The 21,977-nt window shown below is 71.0% G+C and carries 20 protein-coding genes; 8 read left to right on the forward strand and 12 right to left on the reverse strand.

The window, feature by feature from the left end:
- Positions 1-10: 10 nt before the first annotated feature.
- Together galE and galT are read right to left on the reverse strand one after the other, a co-directional pair.
- Positions 11-991, reverse strand: a complete 981-nt coding sequence (gene galE, locus ACFYPN_RS09385) for a UDP-glucose 4-epimerase GalE (protein ID WP_389297504.1) — start codon at positions 989-991, stop codon at positions 11-13.
- On the reverse strand, positions 988-2,031 hold the full coding sequence (gene galT / locus ACFYPN_RS09390) for a galactose-1-phosphate uridylyltransferase (RefSeq protein WP_389297506.1): 1,044 nt from the start codon (positions 2,029-2,031) through the stop codon (positions 988-990). The genes galE and galT overlap by 4 nt, the downstream gene beginning before the upstream one ends.
- A gap of 245 nt (positions 2,032-2,276) precedes the next feature.
- Between galT and ACFYPN_RS09395 the strand changes: the two genes are divergently transcribed.
- A complete protein-coding gene (locus ACFYPN_RS09395; protein ID WP_358758533.1) occupies positions 2,277-3,947 on the forward strand; it encodes a sodium:solute symporter family protein in 1,671 nt (556 codons plus the stop codon).
- A 14-nt stretch (positions 3,948-3,961) separates the two neighbouring features.
- Positions 3,962-4,258, forward strand: a complete 297-nt coding sequence (locus ACFYPN_RS09400) for a hypothetical protein (protein ID WP_358758531.1) — start codon at positions 3,962-3,964, stop codon at positions 4,256-4,258.
- Between the two features lie 53 nt (positions 4,259-4,311).
- On the opposite strand, the gene ACFYPN_RS09405 is transcribed toward ACFYPN_RS09400, so the two are convergent.
- The 4 genes from ACFYPN_RS09405 to ACFYPN_RS09420 all read right to left on the reverse strand — a co-directional run bounded on the left by ACFYPN_RS09405 (position 4,312) and on the right by ACFYPN_RS09420 (position 11,687).
- Positions 4,312-5,040 (reverse strand): LuxR C-terminal-related transcriptional regulator, encoded by a 729-nt coding sequence (locus ACFYPN_RS09405; protein ID WP_358758529.1) that lies wholly within the window; start codon positions 5,038-5,040, stop codon positions 4,312-4,314.
- A gap of 285 nt (positions 5,041-5,325) precedes the next feature.
- Positions 5,326-7,293, reverse strand: a complete 1,968-nt coding sequence (locus tag ACFYPN_RS09410; RefSeq protein WP_358758527.1) for a PQQ-binding-like beta-propeller repeat protein — start codon at positions 7,291-7,293, stop codon at positions 5,326-5,328.
- A gap of 70 nt (positions 7,294-7,363) precedes the next feature.
- The gene (locus ACFYPN_RS09415; protein WP_358758525.1) at positions 7,364-9,361 is read right to left on the reverse strand and encodes a PQQ-binding-like beta-propeller repeat protein; all 1,998 of its coding nucleotides are present in this window, start codon (positions 9,359-9,361) and stop codon (positions 7,364-7,366) included.
- Positions 9,362-9,866: 505 nt separating this feature from the next.
- Positions 9,867-11,687, reverse strand: a complete 1,821-nt coding sequence (locus tag ACFYPN_RS09420; protein ID WP_358758523.1) for an ABC-F family ATP-binding cassette domain-containing protein — start codon at positions 11,685-11,687, stop codon at positions 9,867-9,869.
- Positions 11,688-11,806: 119 nt separating this feature from the next.
- Between ACFYPN_RS09420 and ACFYPN_RS09425 the strand changes: the two genes are divergently transcribed.
- On the forward strand, positions 11,807-12,478 hold the full coding sequence (locus ACFYPN_RS09425) for a lipoprotein (protein WP_358758521.1): 672 nt from the start codon (positions 11,807-11,809) through the stop codon (positions 12,476-12,478).
- Between the two features lie 204 nt (positions 12,479-12,682).
- Here the strand turns inward: ACFYPN_RS09425 and ACFYPN_RS09430 are convergent, their stop codons facing one another.
- Positions 12,683-13,627 (reverse strand): DMT family transporter, encoded by a 945-nt coding sequence (locus ACFYPN_RS09430; RefSeq protein ID WP_358758520.1) that lies wholly within the window; start codon positions 13,625-13,627, stop codon positions 12,683-12,685.
- Positions 13,624-14,442, reverse strand: coding sequence for an SDR family oxidoreductase (locus ACFYPN_RS09435; RefSeq protein WP_358758518.1), 819 nt, complete (start codon positions 14,440-14,442; stop codon positions 13,624-13,626). The genes ACFYPN_RS09430 and ACFYPN_RS09435 overlap by 4 nt, the downstream gene beginning before the upstream one ends.
- A gap of 140 nt (positions 14,443-14,582) precedes the next feature.
- On the opposite strand from ACFYPN_RS09435, the gene ACFYPN_RS09440 reads away from it, so the two are divergent.
- Positions 14,583-15,164 (forward strand): helix-turn-helix domain-containing protein, encoded by a 582-nt coding sequence (locus ACFYPN_RS09440; protein ID WP_358758516.1) that lies wholly within the window; start codon positions 14,583-14,585, stop codon positions 15,162-15,164.
- A gap of 77 nt (positions 15,165-15,241) precedes the next feature.
- Here the strand turns inward: ACFYPN_RS09440 and ACFYPN_RS09445 are convergent, their stop codons facing one another.
- The 4 genes from ACFYPN_RS09445 to ACFYPN_RS09460 form a co-directional block, all read right to left on the reverse strand.
- Entirely contained in the window at positions 15,242-16,171 is a 930-nt protein-coding gene (locus ACFYPN_RS09445; protein ID WP_358758514.1) for a 4-(cytidine 5'-diphospho)-2-C-methyl-D-erythritol kinase, read from the reverse strand.
- Complete coding sequence (gene rsmA, locus ACFYPN_RS09450) at positions 16,168-17,040, reverse strand: 16S rRNA (adenine(1518)-N(6)/adenine(1519)-N(6))-dimethyltransferase RsmA (protein WP_358758512.1); 873 nt, start codon at positions 17,038-17,040, stop codon at positions 16,168-16,170. The genes ACFYPN_RS09445 and rsmA overlap by 4 nt, the downstream gene beginning before the upstream one ends.
- 58 nt (positions 17,041-17,098) lie before the next feature.
- Complete coding sequence (locus ACFYPN_RS09455; RefSeq protein WP_358758510.1) at positions 17,099-17,965, reverse strand: TatD family hydrolase; 867 nt, start codon at positions 17,963-17,965, stop codon at positions 17,099-17,101.
- A 91-nt stretch (positions 17,966-18,056) separates the two neighbouring features.
- Positions 18,057-18,485 carry a hypothetical protein gene (locus tag ACFYPN_RS09460; protein WP_358758508.1) on the reverse strand — a complete coding sequence of 143 codons (429 nt, stop codon included), beginning with the start codon at positions 18,483-18,485 and terminating at the stop codon, positions 18,057-18,059.
- 480 nt (positions 18,486-18,965) lie between these two features.
- On the opposite strand from ACFYPN_RS09460, the gene ACFYPN_RS09465 reads away from it, so the two are divergent.
- From ACFYPN_RS09465 to ACFYPN_RS09480, 4 genes are read left to right on the forward strand one after another with little or no spacing between them, the layout of a single operon-like run.
- On the forward strand, positions 18,966-19,148 hold the full coding sequence (locus ACFYPN_RS09465) for a hypothetical protein (protein WP_358758507.1): 183 nt from the start codon (positions 18,966-18,968) through the stop codon (positions 19,146-19,148).
- A gap of 10 nt (positions 19,149-19,158) precedes the next feature.
- On the forward strand, positions 19,159-19,875 hold the full coding sequence (locus ACFYPN_RS09470; protein WP_358758506.1) for a hypothetical protein: 717 nt from the start codon (positions 19,159-19,161) through the stop codon (positions 19,873-19,875).
- Complete coding sequence (locus ACFYPN_RS09475) at positions 19,872-20,996, forward strand: DUF6895 family protein (protein WP_389297512.1); 1,125 nt, start codon at positions 19,872-19,874, stop codon at positions 20,994-20,996. Before ACFYPN_RS09470 ends, ACFYPN_RS09475 begins: the two co-directional genes overlap by 4 nt.
- Positions 20,993-21,916: a DUF6895 family protein gene (locus ACFYPN_RS09480; protein ID WP_389297514.1), complete on the forward strand. Its 924-nt coding sequence runs from the start codon at positions 20,993-20,995 to the stop codon at positions 21,914-21,916. Before ACFYPN_RS09475 ends, ACFYPN_RS09480 begins: the two co-directional genes overlap by 4 nt.
- Positions 21,917-21,977: the final 61 nt, after the last annotated feature.

Genomic DNA, 21,977 nt, shown 5'->3' on the forward strand with positions numbered 1-21,977 from the left:
GGGGTTTCGCTCATGATGCGGTGTTCTCCTCTCGGCGGGCGAACGCCCAGGCGTCGGCGACGATTCCGGCCAGGCCCGGGCGGCTCGGCGTCCAGCCCAGGCGCTCGTGGGCGGTGGCGGCGGACGCGACGAGGACGGCCGGGTCGCCGGCGCGGCGGGGGGCGACGGTCTCCGGGATCGGGTGGCCGGTGACCTCACGGACGGTCTCGATCACCTGGCGCACCGAGAAGCCGTTGCCGTTGCCCAGGTTGCAGATGAGGTGCTCGCCGGAGGTGGCGGCGCCCAGGGCGAGGAGGTGGGCCTCGGCGAGGTCGGCGACGTGGATGTAGTCGCGGACACAGGTGCCGTCGGGGGTGGGGTAGTCGTCGCCGTAGACGTTGATCGACTCGCGCTCGCCCGCGGCGACCTGGAGCACCAGCGGGATGAGGTGGGACTCGGGGTCGTGGCGCTCCCCGGTGTTCCCGTACGCGCCGGCCACGTTGAAGTAGCGCAGCGAGACGGCGGCCAGTCCGTGCGCGGCGGCCTCGCCGGTGATCATGTGGTCGACGGCCAGCTTGGTCGCGCCGTACGGGTTGGTGGGGGCGGTCGGGTCGGTCTCGGTGATGGGGCTGGAGACCGGCTCGCCGTAGGTCGCGGCGGTGGAGGAGAAGACGAGGGTGCGCACCCCGGCGTCGCGCATCGCGGCGAGCAGCGCGGTGGTGCCGCCGACGTTGTTGAGCCAGTACTTCTCCGGGTTCACGACGGACTCGCCGACCTGGGAGAACGCGGCGAAGTGCAGGACGGCGTCGTAGGAGGCGTCGAGCCACTTCGCGGCGTCCTGGATGCGGCCCTCGATGAACTCGGCGCCCTGCGGGACGCCCTCCCGGAAACCCGTGGAGAGGTCGTCGAGCACGGTCACGGTGTGCCCGGCCTCCAGCAGGTGGGTGGCGACCACACTGCCGACGTAGCCCGCGCCACCGGTGACCAGGTACTTCTTCGGGGTGCTGCTCACTTGCTCGCTACCTCTCGCAGTCGCTGGGCCGCGGTCTCCGGCGGCACGTCGTTGATGAACGCTCCCATGCCGGACTCCGATCCGGCGAGGAACTTCAGCTTGCCGGTCGTGCGCCGGATGGTGAACAGCTCCAGGTGGAGGGCGAGCTCCTCGCGACCGGGGGCGCGGAAGGGCGCCTGGTGCCAGGCGGCGATGTACGGGGTGGGGGGCTCACCGGGCCCGAAGATCCGGTCGAAGCGCCTCAGGAGTTCCAGGTACATCCGGGGGAACTCCGCGCGGGCGGCGTCGTCCAGGTCACGGAAGTCCGCGACGCGGTGGCGGGGGTGGAGGTGGACCTCGTACGGCCAGTGCGCGGCGTAGGGGACGAAGGCGACCCAGTGCTCGCCTTCGAGGACGGTCCGGTCGCCCTCGGCGATCTCGCGGGCGACGACGTCCTCGAAGAGGTTGCGTCCGGTCTCCTCGCGGTGGGCGACGGCAGAACGCAACATCAGTTCGGTTCGAGGCGTGACGAAGGGGTAGCCGTAGATCTGGCCGTGGGGGTGACCGAGAGTCACACCGATCTCGGCACCGCGGTTCTCGAAGGGGAAGACCTGGGCGACCTGGTCGAGTTCGGCGAGAGCGGCGGTGCGGTCGGTCCAGGCGGCCAGGACCAGGGCGGCCTGTTCCTCGGTGAGGTCGGCGAAGGAGGAGTCGTGGTCGGAGGCGAAGCAGACGACCTCGCAACGGCCGGAGTCGCCCGCGAGCGACGGGAAGCGGTTCTCGAAGACGACCACGTCGTAGTGGTCGTCGGGGATCTCGCTGAGCCGCCCGTCCCGGGAGGGACAGAGCGGGCACTCGTCGGCCGGCGGGTGGTAGGTGCGGCCCTGGCGGTGGGAGGCGATGGCCACCGCGTCCCCGAGGAGCGGGTCGCGCCGGATCTCGGACGAGGTGGCGACGGCGTCGAGCGGCCGGCTGTCCACCGCGTCCCGCACGGCGCCCTCGGCGGAGTCGTAATAGATCAGTTCACGACCGTCGGCGAGGGTCGTAGCCGTCTTCTTCACCAGGTTCCTCCAAACATAACTAAACATAATTAATCACAAGCGAACAGAGGCGTCAATGACGTAACACTTTGTAAACAAGCAGTACCCCTGTGTGCGCTTTAGTGGAGACCTGATTCTTTACATCGGGTCATTTCGCCCCTCTGCATCACGATCAAACAAAGAACACCAGTTGGTTTGTTCAGTTATTGAATGCAAGGGCGTAGGTTTCATCAGGTTCAGTTCGCGCAACGAAGCGAGTACCCCCCATGAACTATCTGGCTGATGGGCTCCGGCTCCCCACGAACGGCCTCGATTACACAATCCTGGCCATCTACTTCGTCGTGGTCCTCGGCATCGGCTTCGCGGCCCGCGCCAGTGTGAAGACCAGCCTCGACTTCTTCCTCTCCGGCCGCTCCCTGCCCGCCTGGGTCACCGGTCTGGCCTTCGTGGCCGCCAACCTCGGCGCCACCGAGATCCTGGGCATGGCCGCCACCGGCGCGCAGTACGGCGTCTCGGTCGTCCACTGGTACTGGATCGGTGCCATCCCCGCCATGGTCTTCCTCGGCCTGGTGATGATGCCGTTCTACTACCGCTCGAAGGTCCGGTCCGTCCCGGAGTTCCTGCTCCAGCGGTTCGACAAGTCGGCCCACGTGCTGAGTTCGGCCCTGTTCGCGTTCGCCGCCATCCTCATAGCCGGCGTCAACCTCTACGCGCTCTCGATCGTCGTGGAGGCGCTGCTGGGCTGGCCGAAGTGGTTCGCGATCATCGTCGCGGGCATCTTCGTCCTCCTGTACATCACCATCGGTGGGCTCTCCTCGGCGATCTACAACGAGGTGCTCCAGTTCTTCGTCATCCTCGCCGCGCTCATACCCCTGACCATCCTGGGCCTCAAGCGGGTCGGTGGCTGGGACGGCCTGAGCGACTCCCTGACGAAGAGCCACGGCTCCAGCTTCATGTCCGCCTGGAGCGACACGGGCATCGGTGACTCCAACGCGCTCGGCGCGAACTGGCTGACGATCATCCTCGGCCTCGGCTTCGTCCTCTCCTTCGGTTACTGGACGACCAACTTCGCCGAGGTGCAGCGCGCCCTCTCCGCCAAGAACCTCTCGGCCGCCCAGCGCACCCCGCTCATCGCCGCGTTCCCGAAGATCTTCATCGTCTTCCTGGTGATGATCCCTGGCATGGTCGCCGCCGTCGTCGTCCCGAACATCGGCACCGACCGTTCGGACCTGACGTACAACGACGCCATCCCGCTGCTCATGCGCGAACTGCTCCCGAACGGTGTGCTCGGCATCGCCGTGACCGGTCTGCTGGCCGCGTTCATGGCCGGTATGGCCGCCAACGTCTCCTCGTTCAACACGGTGTTCACCACGGACATCTGGGCGCGGTACGTGCAGAAGGACAAGCCGGACGCGTACTACCTGAAGTTCGGCCGCGGCGTCACCGCCGTCGGCGTGCTGGCCTCGATCGGCACCGCGTTCATCGCGTCCAGCTTCACGAACATCATGAGCTACCTGCAGACGCTCTTCTCCTTCTTCAACGTCCCGATGTTCGTGGTCTTCATCATCGGCATGTTTTGGAAGCGCGCGTCGATGAAGTCCGGCGTCTGGGGCCTGGTCGCGGGCACCACCGCCGCGATGGTCAACTACTTCGTCTTCTACAAGCAGGGCATCATCGGCATCCCGACCGACCAGGGCGCGAACTTCGTCTCCGCCATCGTCGGCTTCGTCGCCGGCGCGGTCGTGATGGTCGTCGTCACCCTCTTCACGGCGCCGAAGCCGGAGGCCGAACTGGCCGGCCTGGTCTACGGCACCGAGTCCCCGGACGCCCCCGAGGTGCCGGAGGAGTCCGACTCCGCTTGGTACCGCAAGCCGGCCCTGCTGGGCTGGGGCGCCATAGTGATCGCCGCCGCCTGCTACGTCCCCTACTCGTTCTGATCGGAGGAACCACCATGTCCGAGCTGCACAAGGAAGTCTCCGACCTGGAGAGCAAGTCCGCCACGGCGGCACGCCTCTTCGACATCAGGCGGATCATCGGCGGTCTCTTCGTGGTCTACGGAGTCATCGTCACCATCGCGGGCATCAACCCGTCCGACGCCGACCTCAAGAAGGCCCAGGGCGTCAACATCAACCTCTGGACCGGCCTCGCGATGCTGGTCCTCGGGCTGCTCTTCCTCCTCTGGATGTGGCTGCGCCCGACGCAGGCGCCGGTCGAGCCCCTCGAACAGAGCGGCCCCGCCGGCCACTGACCGGCCGCACCACGCCTACCGCGCTCCCCGCAGGGGCCGGACCCACCCGCGACTCAGGGTGCGTCCGGCCCCTGCGCCGGTTCGCGGGCCGGTTCGCGGGCCGCGGCCATCGCCGTGTGGACGGCCGCCCGGTCGAGCAGTCCGGTACGGGCCGCGAGCGCGGCTGCCTCCAGCCGGGAGCCGACGCCGAGCTTCATCAGGACCCGCTGGACGTGGGTACGGGCGGTGCTCGGCGCGATCCGCATCCCGGCGGCGATCAGCCGGGTGCCCTCGCCCTCGGCGACGCGTACCAGCACCTCGGCCTCGCGGGGCGTCAACAGCCGCAGCAGTCGCTGGCCCTCGTCGTCGGGCTTCTCCACCGGGTGCAACAGCTCCGTGAAGGCGCCCCTGAGCAGGGCGGGCGCCACCGACGCCTCCCCGGCCCTGGCCTTCATCATGGCCCGCTCGACACCCTCGATGCGTTCGTCGTGCCGGACGTATCCGGCCGCTCCGGCCGCGAAGGCCGCCGCGATCCCCCGGGGGCTGGGGACGGGGCCCAGGACCACCACCGCCACCTGCGGGCGCTCCCGTCCGATCCGCACGATCGGATCGAAGGCGCCCGGCGCGGCGGGAGAGGCCGTCCCGAAGAGACAGATCTCCGGGGCCCTGGCTATGACCAGATCGGCGGCGCCCGCCGTCGGCGCCGTGGCCGCGAGCACGCGGTGCCCCCGGAGCTTGAGTGCCGAGGCGAGCGCCTCGGCCAGCAGGCGGTGGTCGTCGACCACCATGAGCCGCACGCTCATCGCGCAGTTACCCCCAGTACCGCCGTGAACCGCCGTGCGCAGGTGTGCCACGACCGTCGGCCCCCCGGCCTAGACCCGGCAAGCTACACGCTTGTTCGACGCCGTGGCGCCCATACGTGGCAGAAGCCCCCCAGAAGGCCGGTTTCTACAGCTTCGGAGGTCACAGGGTTGACGGAAAACGATCGGCCCCGCCGGTCTTCTTCCGAACGGCGGGGCCATCGTGGGGTGCCCGGAGGTCGCCCGGGACGTCGTACGGGCGACCTCCGGACGAGGTGGCGCGGCGGGTCAGCCGGTGGTGAACGCCATGGCGAGGAGCCGGTCGCCGTCGTCCGTCCCGCTCGGTTCGCTGAGCATGTTCGGCGACAGGAAGAGCCGTCCCTTCTCGTACAGGAACTCCCCGCGGTCGTAACCGAAGTACGTCTCCGCGTCCCGCGTCTTCTCGTCGCTGGGGTTCTCCATCAGCACCGTCTCCTTGAGTGTGGTCCCGTCGAGCGAGACGACCACACCGCCCTTGTCGTACGGGGGCACCTTGTACGCGATGACGTTGGTGCCGTCCATGCGGAGCGGGATCATGCTGTACCGCTCGCCCGCGTCGGCGCGGGCGCCGAGCAGTTTGCCGGTCGTGAGGTCGAAGGCGACGACCTCGTTGGTGTCGCCGAACTCGGCGGTGCCCTCGTGGGACTCGGTGGGCACGTACAGGCGGTTGTTGCCGACCGTCATGCCGACGCACCGCTCCACCTCGGTGGAACCGCACTCCCCCGCGTACCGCTCGGCGTCGGCGGAGATCCGGACGATCAACTTGCCGGTCCCGGCGTCGATGGAGAAGTAGTCGGAGATGCTGGAGCCGTCGCCGGCCGTGTCGCCGATGTCCGCCGCGACCACGAGCGGCTTGGTGGAGACGACCGCCGCGTAGTCGACGCCCGGCGGCATGTCGTACGAGGAGAGCGGAGCCCCGGTCTTGGCGTCCAGCGTCTGGACGGAGAGCTTCGGGTCGTCGTACGAACCGCACTTGCGGACGGTGACGAGCGCCGGGCCTCCGGCGTAACCGGTGTCGTAGCAGTCGTCGGTGGAGACCTTCGGGGCCCAGAGCTGGGCTCCGGTGGTGATGTCGAAGGCGGCACCGCCCTGGGTGCCCGCCGCGGCGACGGTCGTCCCGCTGACCGTCACCTCCGAGAAGCGCACCGGCTCGTCACCGTTGGAGGCGGCGACGACCGACTTCGACCAGATCATCTTGCCGGTGTTCAGGTCGAGCGCGCCGAGCTTGTTGCAGGACGGGTACTTGTCCGCCGAACTCGGCTTGCCCTCCTCGAACACGATCGCGGTCTTGTAGTCCTTCGTCATGTGGCGGGAGGCCGCGCAGAGCTGTCCCGACGTCGGGATGGACCAGAGCTTGGTGCCCTTGACCAGGTCGTACCCGGCGACCTCGTAGACACCGGTCTTCACGTACACCTTGTCGGTGACCCAGGAGCCGTAGACGGTGGTGACGTCGGAGACCTTCGGCTGGGGGAGCTTGAAGGCGACCTTCGACTTGGTGGAGGCCGGCACCTTCTCGGTGCCACCGGCGGAATCGCCGCCGCCCTCACCCTTGTCGCCGTCAGCGCCACCGCCGGTCGGGCCCGCGGTGGAGACGTCGGGGTGGTCGTCGTCGCCGGACGACGTCGAGTAGGCGATCCCGGCGCCGACGATCAGCACCACGGCGAGAGCCGCCCCGATGATGATCTTCATCTGGGCGGAGAGCTTCTTGCCGCTGCCTGCGCCCTGGGACGGCTGGGGCTGCGCGTACTGCGGCTGCGTCGGGTAGCCGTACCCCGGCTGCCCGGGGCCTGGCTGGCCGAAGTAGCCGGGCTGGCCGGGCTGCGAGGAGGTCGGCGTCTGCGGGTAGCCGTACCCGGGCTGCCCCTGCGGATAGCCGTATCCGGGCTGCGACGGGGGCGGCCCCTGCGGGTGGGGCTGGGGCTGTGCCCGCGGCTCTGGCTGGGCCTGCGGGTACCCGTACGCGGGCCCCGCAGCCGGCGCCTGCGGAGGCTGGGGCGCCTGGGGTGTCTGGGGCGCCTGGGGCGGGGTGCCGTACGGGCCGGGGGGCGGCGGCTGCGGGGCCTCGGGCTGCTGCTGCGGGGCCTGCGGCGGCGGGGGCGTTCCGTACGGGGAGGGCGGCGGCGCGCCGAATCCGCCGGGCGGCGGGTCCTGCGGGGCACCGAAACCGCCCTTCGGCGGCTCGCCGGGCTGCGGAGGGGGAGGGGGCGGCTGGGTCATGTCGTACGTACCTCTGAGGAAGATTGGTGCGGGCGGGGGGAGTTGTGGAACCGGACTCGGGGCGGCGGCGTCACTTGCCGAACGCGATCATCGCTGTCTCCCGGTCGTCGCCCCTGTTGTTGGCCTCGGTGAGCCGGTCGGCGACGATGATGGAACGTCCGTCCAGCCAGAGGAACTTGCCGCCGAAGATGGCCTCTTCGACCCGTGACGTGGACGCCGGGTGCTGGAGCAGGATCTTGGGGGACCCACCGGACGGCGCGATGGAGGCAATGGCGCCGCCCGCGTCATAGGTGGCCTCCAGGCGGACGATCAGGTTGGCGCCGTCCATCCGTACCGGCTGCATCATCCGACCGGCCGGCGCGACCGAACTCCACTTGGGCTTGCCGGTGTTGAGGTCGAAGGCGACCACCTTGTTGTGGCGGTCCGTGGTGCTGGGCGCCTGGGTCGCCATGTAGAACGTGTCGGCGGTCGCCGCGACGCCCGTGCAGTTGTCCAGGGTCTTGCCGAAGATCTCCAGTGAACCGCCGCAGTCCGGGGCGAACTTGTCGGAAGCGTCACCGTCCAGCTGGGAGCGGAGTTCGCCGTTGTCCTTGAAGGCGAGAACTCCCCACGACTTCTTCTTCTCGTTGGTCAGCGACACGACGAGCGGGTCGACCGAGTACACCCGGTCGACCTCCCAGCCGCGTTCCGGCTGGTAGGTCCAACGCGCCTTGCCGGTGACCGGGTCGAGCTGCTGAATCTGCTGCTGCGGGTTCTCCGGATCGTCCACGGTGCAGTTGAGGGCGGCGATCAGCTTCGGGCCGCCGGAGTAGGCGACGGGCTGGCACTTGCCGGTCGGGGCGCCGAAGAGCTCCTTCCCGTCACTGACCCGGAACGCGTTGGTTCCACCGGAACGGCCGACGGTGACGGTGTCGCCGCTGATCGCCAGACCGATGTCGGAGAGCAGGTCCCAGAGGCCGTTCGGCTTGATCGTCTTCTTCCAGCCGGCCTTGCCGGTGGTGAGATCGACCTGCTGGACCTGCGCGCACTTCGCCCGGTCGTCGGTGCCGTCGAGCACCCCGAGGACGATCTTGCCGTCGTCCGTGGTGTTCACCGACGCGGCGCAGATGTCGGTGTCGACCTTCAGGGTCCACTTCTTCTCGCCGGTGGCGAGCGCGTAGCCGGAGACATCCCGGTACGCGGCCTTGACCAGGGTGTCGCCGACAACCCAGGGACCGCGGACCGTGGCGCCGTTGCGCGGCAGCTTCAGGTCGTTGTCGTTCACCCAGAGGACCTTCGCCTCACCGGCCTGACGGCCGGCGTTCAGGTCGTCCTCCGCGTCACGGCCCTCGTCGTTCCCGTCGCCCGAGGGTGAGGCACTGGGTCCGGCACCGCCCTTGCCGTCCGCGCTTCCGTGGGCGACCGGCTTTTTTTCGGCGGGGCTGTCGCCCCCGTCGAGGGCGAACCCGACACCCACCGCGGCCACGACCACCACCGCGACGGCGGAGGCGACGATCACCCCGGTCCGGCCCCGGAAGAATCCGCGGCCGGAGGGCGCGGAGGAGAGGGGAGCGGCGGGCGGCGGACCGGGGGGAGCGGGGTACCCCGGGTAGCCCTGCTGTCCGTACGGGCCGGACTGCGGCTGCTGCCCGTACGGACCCGATGGGGGCTGCTGACCGTACGGGCCCGGCTGGGACTGCTGACCGTACGGGCCTGGCTGGGCCTGCTGGGCGTACGGGCCCGACTGGGGCTGCTGACCGTATGGGCCCGGCTGTGACTGCTGGCCGTACGGGCCGGGCTGCGGTGCGCCGTACGGGCCGGGGGCCTGCGGGGAGCCGTAGCCGGGGGTGCCGGGGGCCGGGGGCTGCTGGCCGTACGGACCGGGGGCCTGCGGGGAACCGTACGCCGGGGCGCCGGGGGCCGGAGCCTGGGCGGGAGGTGCGGGCGGGGCCGCCGGGGGCGGGGGCGGCGTACCGGGGGGCTCGGACCCGTACGGCTGGGCGGCGGGCTGCTGGGGAGACCCCTGCGGGGGCTCCTGCGGAGTCCCCGAGCCCCCCTGCGGCGGTTGCTGGCTGGGCGGCTGACTCATCAGCACGTCCCCCTTCGTGCGGTACCGGTGCCCGTACCGGCCTCCCCCGCGATCCCGCGGGGACCGGAAGACGTCGTGCGACGAACCTCCGGAACTCCCCGGAATGGAGCGGAACGGGCATGGCCACCGCGGCGTCGCGACAGTCTGGCGGGGCTTCTTTGTACCACCCGCACCACCATGCACACCGGATCGGTCCACTCCCTGTTCCCAAGGGAGAACCGGGTCGTGATGCCGCCGTTACCGCCCACCCGGCTCGAAGCCCGCCACCCTGTGCCGACACACCGTCAAGGGGGCTCGCCGGGGCCGGAGTTATCTCGCCAGCGGGTCTCAGCGCCCGTAATTCCCCACTATGTACGGATGATCCGACGCACCGGACCACGCAAACCCGGACAGAACAAAACAGAATCAGGCAGAGGGAAGCAGAGGTGGTCGGAACAGAACGGACCCGGCCGAATGCGGCCGGGTCCGGGTCCGTGTTCGCCTGCGGGCAGCAGCGCCTACGTGCCTACGCGTCTTCCGCCAACTCCAGCCAACGCATCTCCAACTCATCCCGCTCGGTGACGAGTTCGCGCAGCTCGGCGTCGAGCGTGGCGACCTTCCCGAAGTCGGTGGCGTTCTCGGCGATCTGGGCGTGCAGCTTGGTCTCCCGGTCGGAGAGCTTGCCGAGCTGACGCTCGACCTTCTGCAGCTCCTTCTTCGCCGCACGCGATTCCTGCGCGGAGAGGGAACTCACCTGCGGGGCCGACTCCTTGGCCGCGGAAGGGGCGGCGGCGGACGGGGTGACCGACTCCTCCATCCGCTGCCGGCGCTCGATGTACTCGTCGATACCGCGCGGCAGCATCCGCAGCGCCCGGTCGCCGAGCAGCGCCATCACACGGTCGGTGGTCCGCTCGATGAAGAACCGGTCGTGCGAGATCACGATCATGGAGCCGGGCCAGCCGTCGAGGAGGTCCTCCAGCTGGGTGAGGGTCTCGATGTCGAGGTCGTTGGTGGGCTCGTCGAGGAAGAGGACGTTCGGTTCGTCCATCAGCAGACGCAGGATCTGGAGCCGGCGCCGCTCACCACCGGAGAGGTCGCCGACCGGCGTCCACTGCTTCTCCTTGGTGAAGCCGAACTGCTCGCACAGCTGCCCCGCCGTCATCTCACGGCCCTTGCCGAGGTCCACCCGGTCCCGGACCTGCTGCACGGCCTCCAGCACCCGGAGGTTCGGGTTGAGCTCGTGCACCTCCTGGGAGAGGTAGGCGAGCCGGACGGTCTTGCCGACGATGATCTTCCCGGCGGCCGGCTGGACGTCGCCCTGACTGCGCCACGCCTCGGTCAGCGCGCGCAGCAGCGAGGTCTTGCCCGCGCCGTTGACGCCGACGAGGCCGATGCGGTCGCCGGGGCCCAGCTGCCAGGTGAGGTGTTCGAGCAGCGTCTTGGGGCCGGCCTGGACGGTCACGTCCTCCATGTCGAAGACGGTCTTGCCGAGGCGCGCGTTGGCGAACTTCATCAGCTCGCTGGTGTCGCGCGGCGGCGGCACGTCGGCGATCAGTTCGTTGGCGGCCTCGATGCGGTAGCGCGGCTTGGAGGTACGGGCGGGGGCGCCGCGCCGCAGCCAGGCCAGCTCCTTGCGCATGAGGTTCTGCCGCTTGGACTCCTCGGTCGCGGCGATCCGCTCCCGCTCCGCACGGGCGAAGACGTAGTCGCTGTAGCCGCCCTCGTACTCGTGGACGGTGCCGCGCTGCACGTCCCACATGCGGGTGCAGACCTGGTCGAGGAACCACCGGTCGTGGGTCACGCAGACGAGCGCGGAACGACGGGCCCGCAGGTGCCCGGCGAGCCAGGAGATGCCCTCGACGTCGAGGTGGTTGGTGGGCTCGTCGAGGATGATCAGGTCCTGGTCCGCGATGAGCAGCTTGGCGAGCGCGATACGGCGGCGCTCCCCACCCGAGAGCGGCTCGATCACGGTGTCCAGCCCGTGCTCGAAGCCCGGCAGCGCGAGACCGCCGAAGAGGCCGGTCAGCACGTCCCGGATCTTGGCGCTGCCCGCCCACTCGTGGTCGGCGAGGTCGCCGATGACCTCGTGGCGGATCGTCGCCCTCGGGTCGAGGGAGTCGTGCTGGGTGAGGACGCCGGCGCGCAGCCCACCGAGGTGGGTGACGCGCCCGGAGTCCGCCTCCTCCAGCTTGGCGAGCATCCGGATGAGGGTCGTCTTGCCGTCGCCGTTGCGGCCGACGACACCGATCCGGTCTCCCTCCGAAACTCCGAGAGACACACCGTCGAGCAGCGCACGGGTGCCGTACACCTTGCTGACCTGCTCGACATTGACCAGATTGACGGCCATTTCACTCCTGCCCAGGGGATGGATCGACTTCCCAGGGTAGTCGCCACGCCGATGCGGTAGCGTGCGGCGATCTTCCGGGGCGGTACCCCGGGCAGGAACGTCTCCGGGGTGGGAACTTCATGAGGGGCATATCGGTGGCGCGCGGGGCGCTGGCGACGGTCGCGATGGCCGGGGCGGTCTGCGCCCTGTCCGGCTGCGGCACCGGGGACGGCGGGGCGGCCACCGCCGCCGCCTCCTCGGCCACGACGTCCGCGTCCCCCTCGGCGACGGGGCCGGGTACGGAGGCGAAGCCCGCCGCCAAGGGCGGCAGCGTCGGCGCCACCGGCTCGGCCTGCGAACTCCCGGTCACGTTCGACCTGGCCGCGCAGTGGAAGCCCGAGGCCGTCTCCGTCGATCCCGGCTCCGACTTCGCCGTCCTGGGGCAGCAGGGCCCACTGACCCTCGTCTGCGAGATCGACGCGAAGCCGGCCGGGAACATCGGCTACCTGCGCGTCTGGCAGGGCGAGAAGTCCTCGGCGTCCCCGCGTGAGCTGCTGCGGGCCTTCGTGACGGCCGAGAAGGGGGTCGCGGACGTCACGTACACGGACATCCGGGCGGGCAGGAGTGCCGGAGTGGAGGCCGCCTACACGGTGACCGTCGATGCCCTGGACGAGACGAAGAAGGAACGCGCCTTCCTCGTCCCCACCACGAAGGGCCCGGTCGTCGTCCACCTCGGTGGGGCGGACAGCAGCGAGCACGAGGCGATGCTCCCGGCGTACGAGCTGGCGAAGTCGAGCCTGCGGGCGGGCTGAGGCGGGACGGCTCCGGGGCTCTCCGGGTGATTCGGACCCGACCGTCCGACCCGACCGTCCGACCACCGTCATCCGATCGGACATGTGTACGAAAGATCGGCCGACGTATGAAGTGATCGGCCACCGGCGCTGCACCGCCGAGGCGGCAGACGCAGAGCGTAGAGAACCGGGAGCCGGGTCGTCCCGCTCACTGACATGGGCATCTCAGTGTTTTTCGGGTTGGACATCCCGCTCTTCTGTTACGGACCGCTGGGCAGGAATGCCTCCCTGCCCAGCAGAGCCGGTCGCACTGGGCTGCCGCATGCCGATCAGGACACCTGCGGCGACGATCACCGCGCCGACAGCATCCGCAGGGCCCACCTCACCGAGCCCGAGCGCAAGGGTGGTGACCAGTGCACCCACCGGGACGAGCCCGGCGAAGAGCCCGGCATGTGCGGCGCCCAATCGGCGCAACGCGTCGTACCAGAGGAAGAAGGCAGTGGCTGTGACGAGTACACCGAGGTAGCCGAAGGCTGCCGCTTCGGTGCGGGTGGGCAGGCGAAGGGAGTCCGTTCCGTCCAGAGCGATGCTCGCGGCCAGCAGCAGGGGCACGGCCAGCGCCGCGGGGTAGGCGGCGACTCTCATGGGGCCGAGTTTGGGCAGCAGGGGAAGAGCGAGCAGCGAGAAGGCGACCTCTCCGCAGAGGGCGCCCAGCGAGAGCAGCACCCCGTGCAGGCTGCCGCCGCCGAGCCCGGCGGCGACGCCGGCGCCCAGGGTCACGACAGCCGCGGCGCCGACGGTGCGCCCGGCCGGTCGGCGGCGTTCCGTCAGTGGCCCGACGAGTGCGAGGACGATGGGGATCGCTCCGACCACCGTGCCGATCATCGCGGGGCTCGCGTGCCGGGTGGCTTCGACGAGGAAGATGTTGAAGCCCGCCAGGCCGGTGACCGCCAGTGCCAGAAGAAGCAGGAGGTCACGGGGGGTCAGGTGGGCCCGGGGTAAACGGCGGTGACGTACCACGGCGAGGAGTATCGCCGCGGCGAACGCGTAACGCAGGGCTTGACCGCTGAGGACGGGGTAGTCGGCGATCGTCGTAGAGACGGCCGTCGAGGTACCGACGAGCAGCATCGCGGTGGCGGCGCCCGCGGCGGGAGCCGTGGAGGAACTCATGCCGCGTACTCCTTCGACTGTGCGGCGGGGCCCGCGGGGCTGAGAACCTTGCGGGTGACCTGCTTGGCGAGGGCGGCGACCAGGGTGCGCGGCCGGCGCGGCAGCAGGTGCGCGGCCAAGGCGTTGCCGAGTCCGGGAGTGACGTAGCCGCGGTCGCGGTCGAGTGCGCGCAGAGCCGCGCGGACAACCGGTTCCGGTGTGGTCATCGAGCCGTTGACGGCCGCCTTGCGGGTGCCGATGGCCTCGAAGAAGGGGGTGTCGACGGGGCCGGGGCACAGGGTGAGTACGCGAATGCCGCGCCCTCGGTACTCCTGGCGCAGGGCGAGGCCGAAGTTCAGCACGAAGCCCTTGGCCGCGCTGTATACGGCGAAGTACGGGGAGGGCTGGAAGCCCGCGGTGGAAGCGACGTTCACGACTGCGCCCGTGCCGCGCTCCAGCATGGCGGGGACCAGGGCGTGGGTGAGACCGACGAGCGCGACGACGTTGACCATCAACTGGTCGTGGTCGCGGTCCGCGGCGATGTCCTCGAAGCGACCGCACGTGCCGAATCCGGCGTTGTTGACCAGCAGGTCGACGCTCAGGCCGCGGGCAGTGAGACGCCCGGCGATCCGCTGGGCCGCCTCGGGCTCGGCGAGGTCCTGTACCAGGACGTGGGCGCGGATGCCGTGCTCTGCGGCAAGGCGCTCGGCGAGGGCGGTGAGCCTGCCCTCGGAACGCGCTACCAGGATCAGATCGTGTCCGCGGGCGGCGAGCTGCGCGGCGAACTCCGCCCCGAGTCCGGATGAGGCACCGGTGATGAGCGCTGCAGTACGCACGGAATCTCCTTCGTTAGCTGAAGAACTAAGACCGTAGAGTATCTACTTTTCGTTTAACTGCAACAGACTTGATGCAGTTAAATCCTGGGGCGCACAGGCGTGTATCGTTTCGAAGCTCAAGTAGGTGAGTGGGAGGCGCGATGAGTGAGACAGCGGCACGGCCGTTGCGAGCGGACGCGGAGCGCAGTGTGCGCGCGATTCTGGAGGCAGCCGAACGCGTTCTCTCGCTGGATCCCGGCGCGTCGATGGAGCAGATCGCGGCTGCCGCAGGGGTGGCCAGGACCACGATCCACCGGCGGTTCGCCCATCGGCAGGCTCTGATCGACGCACTGGCCGCGTCAGCCGCCCGGCAGCTCGTCCAAGCCGTGGAGGACGGCAGGCCGGACACCGCCCCTCCCCTGGTGGCCTTGCACCGGATCACGGCGAACGTGCTCGAGGTGAAAGGCGCCTGGGCATTCGCCCTGGAACTCCCGGCCGCTCCCGGCAGCGAGGCGGCCGTCCTCCACGAGGACATTGGTCGACGTTGCATCACCGTGCTGGAACGGGCCCGGGCGGACAAGCTCATCGACGAGGCAGCCGACCTCCATTGGCTGCGGCGGGTCTACTACGCGCTCCTCGGGGAGTCACTGCGCGGAAGCCCGGACGATACCGGCATCGACACCGACACCCTCGCCGCCCGCATCATCCACACCCTGTTGCACGGCGCGGGCCCACGCGCCTGAGCCCGGTCTGGCGGCGGACCGGCCACGCTCCCGGCCGCCCACAGCGCCACCGACCCGTGGGGACCGCGTTTTCGGGCTCAGACCACCGTCGCCCCCGCCGCCGGCGAGAGCGCCACGCGCGCGGTGCGGCAGGTGCCGGAGACGGTGAGAGCGGCGGCGACCCGGTGGGCGGTGGCCTCGTCCGGGACCAGGAACGCGGTGGTCGGGCCGGAGCCGGAGACCAGGGCGGCGAGGGCTCCGGCGTCGGTGCCGGCGGCCAGGGTCGCGGCGAGCGAGGGGCGCAGCGAGAGGGCTGCGGGCTGGAGGTCGTTGCTCAGGGTCTTGGCCAGGGCGACGGGGTCGCCGGAGGCGAGGGCGTCGAGCAGGGCCGGGGCGGCGGTGGGCTCGGGGATGTCCGTACCGGCGGTGAGCCGGTCGAACTCGCCGAACACGACCGGGGTGGAGAGTCCGCCGTCGGCGACGGCGAAGACCCAGTGGAAGGTGCCGCCGGTCCCGATCGGGGTGAGGAGTTCGCCGCGTCCGGTGCCGAGGGCGGCGCCGCCGATCAGGCTGAACGGGACGTCGCTGCCGAGTTCGGCGCAGATCCCGAGGAGTTCCTCGCGGGAGGCACCGGTGGACCAGAGTGCGTCGCAGGCGAGGAGGGCGGCGGCGCCGTCGGCGCTGCCTCCGGCCATACCGCCGGCAACGGGGATGTCCTTGGCGATGTGGAGGTGGACGGCGGGCTCGATGCCGTACCGCTCGGCGAGGGCGAGGGCGGCGCGGGCGGCGAGGTTGCTGCGGTCCAGCGGCACCTGGGCGGCGTCCGGGCCGGAGCAGGTGATCGTCAGCTCGTCGGCGGGGGTCGCGGTGACCTCGTCGTACAGGCCGACCGCGAGGAAGACGTTGGCCAGGTCGTGGAAGCCGTCGGGGCGGGCGGCGCCCACGGCGAGCTGGACGTTGACCTTGGCCGGGACGCGGACGGTGACACCACCGGGGACACGGTCGGTCGCGGTGACGCTGCCGGTCATGCGGGGAGCTCCGGCTTGTTCTCGGCGATGGCGGCGAACTCCTCGACCGTGAGCATTTCGCCCCGGGCCTGCGGCGAGACCCCGGCGGCGACCAGCGCGGCCTCGGCGGCGGGTGCGGAGCCCGCCCAGCCGGAGAGCGCGGCACGCAGGGTCTTGCGGCGCTGGGCGAAGGCGGCGTCGACGACGGCGAAGACCTCCTTGCGGCTCGCGGTGGTGGCCACCGGCTGCTCCCGCCGGACCAGGGAGACCAGGCCGGAGTCGACGTTGGGGGCGGGCCAGAAGACGGTGCGGCCGATGGCTCCGGCGCGCTTCACGTCGGCGTACCAGTTGGCCTTCACCGACGGCACGCCGTAGACCTTGTTGCCGGGGCGGGCGGCGAGCCGGTCGGCGACCTCGGACTGCACCATGACGAGGGTCCGCTCGATGCTCGGGAAGCGCTCCAGCATGGTGAGGAGCACGGGCACGGCGACGTTGTACGGGAGGTTGGCGACGAGTGCCGTGGGCGCGGGGCCCGGCAGCTCGGTGACCAGCATCGCGTCGGAGTGGACGAGGGCGAACCGGTCGACGCGTCCGGGCATCCGGGCGGCGACGGTGGCGGGCAGGGCGGCGGCGAGTACGTCGTCGATCTCCACGGCCACGACCCGGTCGGCCGCCTCCAGCAGCGCCAGGGTCAGCGAACCCAGCCCCGGCCCGACCTCGACGACCACGTCGTCGGGCCGCACCTCGGCGGTGCGCACGATCCTGCGGACCGTGTTGGCGTCGATGACGAAGTTCTGGCCGCGCTGCTTGGTGGGGCGTACGCCCAGCGCCGCCGCCAGTTCGCGGATGTCTGCGGGGCCCAGGAGGGCGTCGGACTCTGTGCTGCTCACCCGCTAAGCGTACGGGCGAAGTGCGTACGCCATGCGCGTGCGCAGGTCACGCACACGCTCAGTAGTCGAAGGCCCGCGCGGTGTTGGCGTCGATCAACGCGGCGAGGGTGTCCTCGTCGACGCCCTTGACCTCGGCCATCGCCCGGAGGGTGACGGGGATGAGGTAGGGGGCGTTGGGGCGGCCCCGGTAGGGCGCCGGGGTGAGGAAGGGGGCATCGGTCTCGACCAGCACCAGCTCGGCGGGGGCGACGGCCAGGGCGTCCCGCAGCGGCTGGGCGTTCTTGAAAGTGACATTGCCGGCGAAGGACATGAAGTAGCCGGCCCGTGCGCAGATGCGGGCCATCTCCGCGTCGCCGGAGTAGCAGTGGAAGACCGTACGGTCCGGGGCGCCCACCTCGGCGAGGACGCGCAGCACGTCGGCGTGGGCCTCGCGGTCGTGAATGACGAGGGCCTTGCCGTGCCGCTTGGCGATCTCAATGTGCGCCCGGAAGGACTCCTCCTGGGCGGTACGGCCCTCGGGCTCGGTGCGGAAGTAGTCGAGGCCGGTCTCGCCGACGCCACGTACGTGGGCGAGGGCGGCGAGCGCGTCGATCTCCGCGAGGGCCTCGTCGAGCGCGGCCCTGCCGCCCGGCTCCCGGACCCCTTCACGGGTGCGGCCCTCCGGGTCGCCGTGGACGATGCGCGGCGCCTCGTTCGGGTGGAGCGCGACCGAGGCGTGCACCTGCGGGTGGGCGGCGGCGGTCTCGGCGGCCCAGCGCGACCCGGCGAGGTCGCACCCCACCTGGACGACGGTGGTGACGTTGACCGCGGCGGCCCGGGCGAGGGCCTCCTCCACGGTGCCGTCCTGCATGTCCAGGTGGGTGTGCGAATCGGCGACCGGAACCCGCAGGGGTTCGGGCAGCGGCGGCGCTTCGGTACGGCTCATGTCCTTGATCGTACGAGGAGTGCCGGACGCGGGGGCGCCCGCCAGGGGTCCGGGGACACGGGGCGGGCGCTCTGGGTCGGGGGCGCCGGGGTCAGCGGCGCTGGAAGGGGTGGAGCAGGTCCGACAGGTGCCAGTGGCGGGCGGCTCCGGCGCCCGCGGGTACGGCCACGGCGGCCACCCGTTCGTCGTCGTCCAGCCCGGGGTCGATGCCGGTGGTGGTGCCGGTGGTGGTGCCGTCCAGGGCGGACGGCTTCTGTCGCGGGGTGCCCTGCAGCAGCTGCTGCACGAGGGAGACCCGCCCCGAACGCATGATGCGGACGACGTGGCCGCCGCAGTTCAGGCAGGTCGGTGCCGACAGAGGAGAGGGGACTCGTTCTCCGTCGGCCTTGTAGACCACGAAGGCATTTCCGGCCCGGTCGGCGTGATGCTCTATTTCATAGGCCTGTTCCCAGCCGTGTCCACATCGCATGCAGGCGAAGGCATAGGCCTCATGGACCGTGGTCACCGCGATCTCACTCATACTTGCTCCTCTTGTCCGCAGGACAAGCCGCTCCCGAGTGTTTCCACCTCCCAGTGCACACCCGCCGAATGTGAATCGCACCGGCTCAGGGCCAGTGTTGATGCGTTCTTGGACTCCTTGGTGAGCCCTTGGCCCGCGCATGGGCCGAGGGCGCCCCGCACGAAACCAGCCGTTGGCGACGCGCGGGCGCGCACCGCCCGTTCCCACGCATGGGGGGCGTGTTTTTCGGCACCCGCACCTCCGTGCGCCGGGCGTCCGGCCAGGCTTCGGAGGACGGAAAGCCCGCAGCCAAAGGGCTGCCACGGGGGCGCACAGGGGCGCATTCCTGGGGCGGACGGATGAATTGAGCATTCAATTGAATTTCGCACATCGACCAAACAGCATGTCCGGTTTGCGCGGTTCGCTTATCTGGTTTTCACTCGACTCGTACGCAAGTACACGCAACCCCCGGCTTTTCCACAGAACAGAACGGGAACCCTCATGCACACCGAAATCACCCCCACCACGACGACCGACCTGGACAAGGACCTGGAGGCCGCGCTCAACCCGGGCGAGGTCGAGGGTCTCTACCGCGACTCGCGCGAGTGCGCCTTCCTCGCGCTGTTCGCAGGTGGCGGGGCGCTCCTCCTTTCGCCGCCCACCCCGCGGCCGAAGAAGGGCTGACTTCCGGCCCATGAACCAGTCAAGCGCTTCGTCCCGGCTCTCGGACGCGGTGCACGACCTGGCGAACGAGGTGGTCCTCGCTCTGCGGAGCGGGGGCCACCTCGCCACGGTGTGCGGCGCGGCCGGAATCCACGAGGACGACAGAACGGGCATCGCCGCGGTGCGGGTCATCGGAGCCGACCTGCTGCTGCCGAGCGTGCTGTACGGACAGAGCCCGCACCCAGGCGACGTGGCGGTCTTCCACCGGGCGGTACGGGACTTCCCGCCCCGCCCCGACGCCTCCCCCTCCACCGCCTGGAGCCACTGGGCGATGCTCTCCACCCTGCACCGGGTGGCCCCCTCCCTCCCCACCGGGTTCCCGGCGGGCGGCCCGCCCGCCCTGGACGAACCCGGCATCACCGGCCTGGACGACGCGCCGTGGCAGGCGTTCTCGCACCAGGTCTCCCTCCTCGCGCCGCTCGCCGTCCCGGCGGCGGCGTCTTCCGTGGCGCGGATCGCCCGGGGCCGGGCGACCGACCTCGCGCGCGGCTTCGTCCGCGCGGTGCGCCGCCGCGACTGGCTCCAGGCCTCGGGCACCGGCCGCTGGCTGGCCGCCCTCGGCGGGGAGCCGCCGACGCTCGGCCTCGACCGGGGCCTCGACTTCGTCGAGCTGATGGCCGGCCAGGACCCCCGGGTGGCCCTGAACGTCCGCGCGGCCCGGCTGATGATCGAGGAGCGCGGCAGGTGACCGCGGACCAGGCAACGGCGGACCGGACGGCTGCGGACCGGCCCGGTGCCGGGAGCGCGGCGGAGCAGCACCGGGCCGCCGCCTCCGCGCTCACCGGCCTCGTACGCGAGACGCGTGACCGCGCGCTGGCCTGGACCGAGGACCACCTGGCCGGCTTCGTCCTCCCCGAGGACGTGCTGGAGCCGCACACCAAGGTCGACCACACCCTCAAGCCCCTCGGCGAGCTGGCCCAGCTGTGCGGGACCGTTCACCGGGTCGCCGCCCCCGACGATCCCGCCCACGCCACCGCCGACCGGCTGGTGGCGTTCGCGTGGGAGCAGACCCGCTCCGGCCGTCTCCTGTGGGAGCTGCTGCGCTCCGAGCCCTTCGCCGCGTACCCCTTCGAGATCTACGCGGCCTTCGCCGGGCACGGGCTCCGGCACGAGGGCTTCGAACGGCTGGCCCGGCGGATCGCCGCCACCCGCGGCTGGGCCTGCACCGAACAGCACGCCAACCGGCAGCTGGGGCTGATCAACGCGGAGCGCCGGGTCGGCATCACCCCGCACGCGGACGCCGAGGCGGTGCTGCGCCGCAGCTGGCTGGGCGGGCTCTCCGAGCCCTGGATGCTGGAGCGCTCCTCCGGCTACTCGCTGACCCACGCGGCGTACCACGTCACCGACTGGGGGATCGCCCCGGAGCGGATGCCCGCGGACCTGGACCTCTACCTGCGGACCTGGCTGCCGCCCTGGGTGGACGGGTGTCTGGAGAACCTCCAGTGGGACCTCACCGGCGAGCTCCTCGCGGTGGCCGCGAGCCTGCCGGACGCACCCCCGGTCGATCTCCTCGCCGAGGCGTGGCCGGTGCTCGCCCGGGTGCAGCACCCGGACGGCTCCCTCCCGGAGACCGGCCCCCCGGTCGTGCCCCGGGACGGGGCGGACGCGGACCCGTACCCGTTCCTCGCCTGCTACCACTCCACGCTGGTGACCGCCTTCGCCGCCGCGCTCACGGTCGCCCGGCTGGAGGGCTCCCCCGCGCCCCCGACACCCGTACCCCCGACACCCGCACCCCTCACACCGGCAGCGACGCCACCCGCAGCCACGACATCCGCAGCCACGACATCCGAGAGGAAGCAGTCCGCATGAGTGGTATCCAGCAGATCCACGAGGTGGGTGCGAAGGCCCTGCGGTGGCTGCACGCCCATCGGGACGGCTTCCGGCTGGACGACTCGCCGCCGCCCGAGGCCGGAATGCTGGACCGGTTCAAGCCGCTGGGCGAACTGGCGCTCATCGGCAAGGTGATCTTCCGCGAGGGGGTCGCCGGTTCCCAGCAGGCGTCCCTCGCCCGCTCCCTCCTCGACCACGCGTGGCACGAGCTGCTGGACTCCGGTCACCGGCTGCTGGAGGGCCAGCGCCGCGAGCCGCTCTCGCCGGTGCCGATGGAGGTGTACGTACCGTTCAAGGAGCTGGGCTACCAGCACCAAGGGCTGGAAGCCGCCGTCCGCCTCAACCACCGCCTCAGCAGCTGGAGCCGGATCGAGGTACTGCCGGTGCGCCGGCTGGGCCTCTCCACGATCGAGCGCCGCTTCGGGCTGCCGGCGAGCCTCCCGGAGGACGGGGCGTTCCGGCGCACCTGGCTCGCCGCGCGTCCGGAGCCGTGGACGGTGGAGGGCCACATCGGCTACGACATCACCCACACCGTCTTCCACCTCACCGACTGGGGCGAGTCGCCCGCCGGGCTGCCGCCCGAGATCGCCGAGTACCTCGCGCTCTGGCTGCCCGTCTGGCTCGACGACTGGCTCGACCTGAAGCGCTGGGACCTCCTCGGCGAGCTGCTGGTGGTCGACGCCTGCCTGCCCGAGCCGACGCTCGACGCGGCTGCCTGGCGCGGGTTCGCCGCCGCGCAGGAACCGGACGGTGCCATGCCGGTCTTCGAGGGGATGCCGGAGGGCGACCCGGAGTCGGTATTCGACCTCGTCTACCACTCGACGCTGGTGGCCGCGTTCGCCTCGGCGCTGGCGGTCTCCCGCTCCCTTTCGGATCTCTCCTCGGCGGCCTCCGCGTGAGTACGGGCCCCACCGTCGCCCGTCCCGCGTCGACCGCGTCCACGGCGTCCACCGAGGCCCC

It is taken from the genome of Streptomyces sp. NPDC005576 (assembly GCF_042871745.1).
Taxonomy (GTDB): domain Bacteria; phylum Actinomycetota; class Actinomycetes; order Streptomycetales; family Streptomycetaceae; genus Streptomyces.

Coding starts and splice junctions, on each gene's coding strand:
- ACFYPN_RS09400 (WP_358758531.1), top strand. CDS start 3,962: ATGTCCGAGCTGCACAAGGAAGTCTCCGACCTGGAGAGCAAGTCCGCC.
- ACFYPN_RS09425 (WP_358758521.1), top strand. CDS start 11,807: ATGAGGGGCATATCGGTGGCGCGCGGGGCGCTGGCGACGGTCGCGATG.
- ACFYPN_RS09405 (WP_358758529.1), bottom strand. CDS start 5,040: ATGAGCGTGCGGCTCATGGTGGTCGACGACCACCGCCTGCTGGCCGAG.
- ACFYPN_RS09445 (WP_358758514.1), bottom strand. CDS start 16,171: ATGACCGGCAGCGTCACCGCGACCGACCGTGTCCCCGGTGGTGTCACC.
- ACFYPN_RS09470 (WP_358758506.1), top strand. CDS start 19,159: ATGAACCAGTCAAGCGCTTCGTCCCGGCTCTCGGACGCGGTGCACGAC.
- ACFYPN_RS09460 (WP_358758508.1), bottom strand. CDS start 18,485: ATGAGTGAGATCGCGGTGACCACGGTCCATGAGGCCTATGCCTTCGCC.
- ACFYPN_RS09415 (WP_358758525.1), bottom strand. CDS start 9,361: ATGAGTCAGCCGCCCAGCCAGCAACCGCCGCAGGGGGGCTCGGGGACT.
- ACFYPN_RS09480 (WP_389297514.1), top strand. CDS start 20,993: ATGAGTGGTATCCAGCAGATCCACGAGGTGGGTGCGAAGGCCCTGCGG.
- ACFYPN_RS09410 (WP_358758527.1), bottom strand. CDS start 7,293: ATGACCCAGCCGCCCCCTCCCCCTCCGCAGCCCGGCGAGCCGCCGAAG.
- ACFYPN_RS09465 (WP_358758507.1), top strand. CDS start 18,966: ATGCACACCGAAATCACCCCCACCACGACGACCGACCTGGACAAGGAC.
- ACFYPN_RS09455 (WP_358758510.1), bottom strand. CDS start 17,965: ATGAGCCGTACCGAAGCGCCGCCGCTGCCCGAACCCCTGCGGGTTCCG.
- ACFYPN_RS09430 (WP_358758520.1), bottom strand. CDS start 13,627: ATGAGTTCCTCCACGGCTCCCGCCGCGGGCGCCGCCACCGCGATGCTG.
- ACFYPN_RS09420 (WP_358758523.1), bottom strand. CDS start 11,687: ATGGCCGTCAATCTGGTCAATGTCGAGCAGGTCAGCAAGGTGTACGGC.
- ACFYPN_RS09395 (WP_358758533.1), top strand. CDS start 2,277: ATGAACTATCTGGCTGATGGGCTCCGGCTCCCCACGAACGGCCTCGAT.
- ACFYPN_RS09440 (WP_358758516.1), top strand. CDS start 14,583: ATGAGTGAGACAGCGGCACGGCCGTTGCGAGCGGACGCGGAGCGCAGT.